Here is a 5,107-nt window from a genome sequence, read left to right as displayed (position 1 = left end):
GTTGGCAGCATTACTGTTAGAAAAACTGATCTTCCTGGAGAGTACAACTAGGGGTCACGCGAGAATTTTTGAAAAAGGTAGAAGGCAGAGGGATGAATAGCGATCGCTTTTAGGTTCTCCCCAGGATGAGAAATAAGCCGCGTAAATGTGGTGAATGGGCAAATATCTCTACATGACTTCTACCCACAGGCGACAACATCGCCAAACTCGCCGCCGCCCCCAACACCTGCTCATCCGTTACTTCCAGATATCTTTGCAACTGCTCCAAATTTCGATGCCCCGAAATTTCCTAAATTATCCGCAGTGGAATGGAACTTCTGGACAACATTTCCCCCAGCAATAACCGGATTTGATGAATTTCAACCTGTAGTTACTGAAGATCCGATTGGGGACAACTCTGATCGTATCTAGCAACAGAACCTAGTACATCTAGCTCTTCACACCAAATAATTTTTCCCACTGCCCTCTAGAATCAATTTTTAGAGGGCTTTTTATTGTCTATGCCAGCTATGGCAACAAGGGAAAGGACACAGATAAAATTCTCTTGCTGATCAATGAAGAGTTCCTTAGTGGTGAAGGCTTTAAGTCAGGGAGAAATTAAAGTTATTTTTTCCTTTACAAACTCAGTCATAATCACCACTAAGTCTTTGTAATTAGTGGATTTTAAAATGACAAAATTGTATACCAAACTACATTTTCTCCAGACTATGCCTAGACTATGTTTGGACTAAGCCTAGACTAAGCCACAACTTAGCGCTCTTAATCAGTTTTTCAAGAAAGCAAGTTTCCTAGACTATGCTTGGACTAAGCCTAGACTAAGCCTAAACTAAGCGCAGGGAATCGCTATTTTCTGCTATCAACAATTATTCGCTTAGAGAATAAAATAACCATACTCACTATGGTTTCATGCCCTGCGGGTGGCTGCGCCATCTTAAGCTGCGCTCGTGACATGAAACCGCCGTTCGCCCAAAGGGGTTTTTGAGTACTACACTCACACTGCATTTGTAGCATAAATCTTTGATGTCGCCACTAACAATTCTCAGAATTGAGAAACTAAAAACATTCGGCAACGTTGCCGCAAGTGATGACCATGTTACCAGGAATAGAGAAACACCCAACGCAGATCCAACTAGAGAGAATGTCCCCTTGATTGGGGGAGAAGACTCACGCGACTGTTAGCAGCGATCGCTTCGGGAATTAAGCATAGGTCGAAGAAGGTGGTTCGGCTAGCAAGAACCGTAGGCATCGCCGCCATTCATTGTCTAAGGCATTCTTCTAACTACTGCTGGGAGCAAAATCAAGAGCGGTGGCTTTAAGGTCTGAAGGGGTTCTGTTATGCGATCGCGCGGTGGTCAATAAGAGGGAGAGAAATTAGGCAGTCAGGATATTGAGTCACGCACAACACTGATCTAATTCTTTTTTTTTCTTGACTGCCACAAATTGGTAAACGCTAGAGAGATTGTCGGAAAGAACTTCGCATACGAACTAAAAACTTACCCCAATGGCAGAATTATGGCAAAAAAAAGGAATTTCAGAAAATGGGTTAAATTATGGCATTTGAATGGCATCCCAATGGCAAATTTCTGGCAGAATTAAGGATTTCTAAAAAGCCATTTCTCAACAAGCTTAAACTGTTGAGAAATAGATGTAGTTTTGGCTCAATTATGGCAAATCAATGGCATTTGAATGGCACAGTAATGGCAAATCAATGGAAAATGCGAGGATTTCAGCATTTTTAAATGTCGCAGTGATATTATGCTCCGAGAAAAGAATAATATGATTTTTTGACGCACAGTACGCCAAAAAGTTTGGAAAGTTTTTTGAGCTAAAAATCAACAATCAGCCAAAAATTAGCCCCAGAAAACTACAAAAGTACTACAAAAGCGACTGAGGTTTTACAACTGCAATGTCTAATCAAAGCAGAGGGGCAGGGGAGGAAAGAGTTGATAGACAATTAGTTCTTTTCCCCCTGCTTCTCTTCTACCTCTACTGCCCTCAACGCAAAACTTCCTTAACCGAAGGTCTTGGGAGTGTCGAGAGGTGTAAGCGGACTGTGGCTACCAATCTCAATTGGGAGGCAAGGTAACACAGAGCGATCGCCTCACCCGATCACAAAACTCAAAAACGACAAAAGTAGATCAGCTTTCACAGATGGAATTACAACGCCCGTTTCATCAATCTTTAATCTTCAATGTCTAATAGGGCCGCCAGGGGAGTAGAGCGTAGCTTGCGGCCTTTGGCATCGCCTCTTCCCAACAGCCAATGCCTAATGCCTAATGCCTAATGCCTAATGCCTAATGCCTAATGCTTAATGCCTAATGCCTGATGCGCCTAGCCTAATCCAGAATGCGGTCGAGCTAGAGGCGAGAGAGTCAGTAGTGGGGGAATAGGAACAAGGGAGAAGCGATCGGCTACGCCCGTAGCCAAGCAAGAATTGAGATTGGGGATTTGGGCTTTGGTAGTTATAGTCTGGTAGTCATGATGGATTTGGTAGTCATGATGATTAATATCTATTTATATAGAGAGCGTGACTACGGTATCAGAATTTGATACAAAATACCGCTCTTCTCAGTGGTGACTACCAAAAAACGTATAAAACCCAGCATTGCCAAGTCAGTACATAAATGAAGCGATCGCCCGTAGTCAGGTCAAGAATTGAGATTGGAGATTTGGGGTTTTGGTAGTCATAGTTTGGTAGTTACGATGAATTTGGTAGTCATAATGGTTAATATCTATTTATATAGAGGGCGTGACTACGGTATCAGAATTTGATACAAAATACCGCTCTTCTCAGTGGTGACTACCAAAAAATGTATAAAATCCAGCATTATCAAAGCAGTACAACATTGAGATGGTGGCACGGCTATGCCAGTGAAAAGACGCGGCAACGTAGTTGTAAGTCTTGGGCATTGGGCTAGGGGTGAAGCGCTTGCTCCCTTAGCGATCGCCTACGGTGGCGGGTAAGCTGGGAGCTAGCCAGAAGAAAATAATAAAGCATAACTACTGGAGCGATCGGCAACGCAGTTGCCAGTCCAGTCCACCAGACCACAGATGTCAATAACCGCGCTGACGATTCTGTGCAATGGCGTAACCGCCCTCTGTCTTGTGATCGCTTAACCATAAAGGAAAGTAGTTAATATAGTTAAAGTAATAAATAAAAGTGATAAAAAGTGCAATGCTGAAAGTTTAGCTTGTTGCTCTCTTGCGATCGCTAATCATAGATTTGTTCCAGCCAGTTACTCAAATTGCTACTAAAAACCCAATGAATGAATTTTGGGTAAGGGCTGGGCGCGATGATTTTCTCTAAGAATTTTAAGGAAAGGAGAGGAGCGTAGCTTGCTTCCACGAAGTGGTACGGCATCGCTTTCTCTAAGAAATTTTGGCGGCTGTCAAAGAATAGTGACAACCTGTTATTTATGTCAAAACTAGTTATTACAAATGTCTAACCAATAGATGCGGTATGGAGGCGTAGCTTGCCTCTACTAGCACGGCTACAAAAGTTATGCCCTAAAATTTTACAATAGGCATAACTTTTATAACTGCCATGACAGACCGCATCGACCAAATCATAGAGAAGCTTCAGCAATTAAAGGAAATAAGGCAGCAGCTGGTCAATGAACCAATGTCTGAACCTGGGGTCTGGATTCATCAGTATGAGGTACGCAAAAAATACAAAAAAGATGGTGAAATCTACTGGTATGTATACGCAAAATGGCAATCACACGAGCCAATTTTTAAAAGGAACCCAAAGCCCAGATTGAAAGGGATTGTAAAGTGCGGCAACAACCCAGAGTATACCTGCCACCAACACATAGGCAGGGTCGGCAGTAGCACAGGGCTAGGAACTGATCCAGAGGTCACGGAAGCATATAGAGAGTGGGAAAATCGCAAACGGTTAGATGCCATAGATAAAGCTTTGGAAGAGATAGAAACCGCGCTCATCGAAGTTATGCCACAAAAAAAATAATAAAGCATAACTATTGGGGCGATCGCCTACGCCATCGCTATAGTCGATAGCAGTAACCTGTTATTTATATCAGAACTAGTTATTATAACGTCTAACCAAATAGATGCGGTATGGAGCGTAGCTGCCAACCTGGGGAAATTGTCAGCCGCGTCAGAAATGCTCCCCGGTAGGCGTAGCTATCGCAGGGAGACGCGGCAACGCAGTTGCCAGTCAAAACCACCACAGCAAAATCAATAACCTGTTACTATATAAAGATGTTATAACCCGTTAGTAACTAGCTTTATAACAGGATAGTGCATATATGCTGTTATAAACTCATGCAATAATTTAACCCTTAGCTGAAAGCTTTACTATAAAAGCATTATGGATATGTGCAGTGTTGACAAGTTATGCAAACTTGAACAGGTTACAACTAACCAGTTAACATATAGATAAACCTGTTAATACAATCTCATTGCAGACATGAGAGTAAATATAACAGGTTTATCTGTTAAATGAATTAACAGTCAACAGATTTCTACTAATATCTAAAGTAAGTATAATAGCACGCAAAATCCACCTTTTCACAGAAAAAATGAACTAATTTCAAAAATTTGATACCTGTACATTGTCAGTACCATCAACCGGGCAAACGCCATAGCCAATGGAAGTAACCTGTTACCATTCTCTGAACAAAATAGATGCGAGATGTCACCGAAAAGCCAACTCATTTGCTCCCGCCGCCTGTATTAAGAGCGATGGCGTATCCGCCATGAGCCGGCGGCAAGCAAAAGAAAGGTGCTAGCAGCTATGTTCGGCTTTGTAGACCCTCTATCCGCTCCAATATCCGCAAGATGTGCTAGACTTCATATCAGCCTATCTACGCCCTCATCCGCTACTCTTCGGTTACTGGACTTCACAATCTGAAGCAGTGCTAAATGTAATCACTAAAAACGATTACTGGTTACATAATCCAGATAACAGGTTGAGGGGAGTAACTACTTGATAGGACAGCCAAAGCAAATAACAGGTTACAAGTTTTAACCAGTTAGATTAAAATAACAAGTTACAATAATTTCTCACAGGTAGTCAAACACATAACAGATACGTCTGTTAATTTAAATTAACAGACGTATCTGTTATCTGTTTGACTACCTGTGA

General features: G+C 42.0%; 4 protein-coding genes. 2 read left to right on the top strand and 2 right to left on the bottom strand.

Features of this window, described 5'->3' with window-relative positions:
- Positions 1-109: 109 nt before the first annotated feature.
- Complete coding sequence (locus tag H6G86_RS37670; RefSeq protein WP_524538528.1) at positions 110-268, bottom strand: hypothetical protein; 159 nt, start codon at positions 266-268, stop codon at positions 110-112.
- A gap of 1,282 nt (positions 269-1,550) precedes the next feature.
- Here H6G86_RS37670 and H6G86_RS37665 point away from each other — a divergent pair.
- Positions 1,551-1,739, top strand: a complete 189-nt coding sequence (locus H6G86_RS37665) for a hypothetical protein (protein ID WP_190938655.1) — start codon at positions 1,551-1,553, stop codon at positions 1,737-1,739.
- A gap of 1,175 nt (positions 1,740-2,914) precedes the next feature.
- Here H6G86_RS37665 and H6G86_RS37660 read toward each other — a convergent pair.
- Positions 2,915-3,121: a hypothetical protein gene (locus H6G86_RS37660; protein WP_190938654.1), complete on the bottom strand. Its 207-nt coding sequence runs from the start codon at positions 3,119-3,121 to the stop codon at positions 2,915-2,917.
- 423 nt (positions 3,122-3,544) lie between these two features.
- On the opposite strand from H6G86_RS37660, the gene H6G86_RS37655 reads away from it, so the two are divergent.
- Positions 3,545-3,967 (top strand): hypothetical protein, encoded by a 423-nt coding sequence (locus H6G86_RS37655; RefSeq protein WP_190938653.1) that lies wholly within the window; start codon positions 3,545-3,547, stop codon positions 3,965-3,967.
- Positions 3,968-5,107 lie beyond the last annotated feature (1,140 nt).

The organism is Nostoc sp. FACHB-133 (assembly GCF_014698055.1).
Classification (GTDB): Bacteria; Cyanobacteriota; Cyanobacteriia; order Cyanobacteriales; family Nostocaceae; genus Nostoc.
This window is presented reverse-complemented; position numbering and strand designations above follow the sequence as displayed.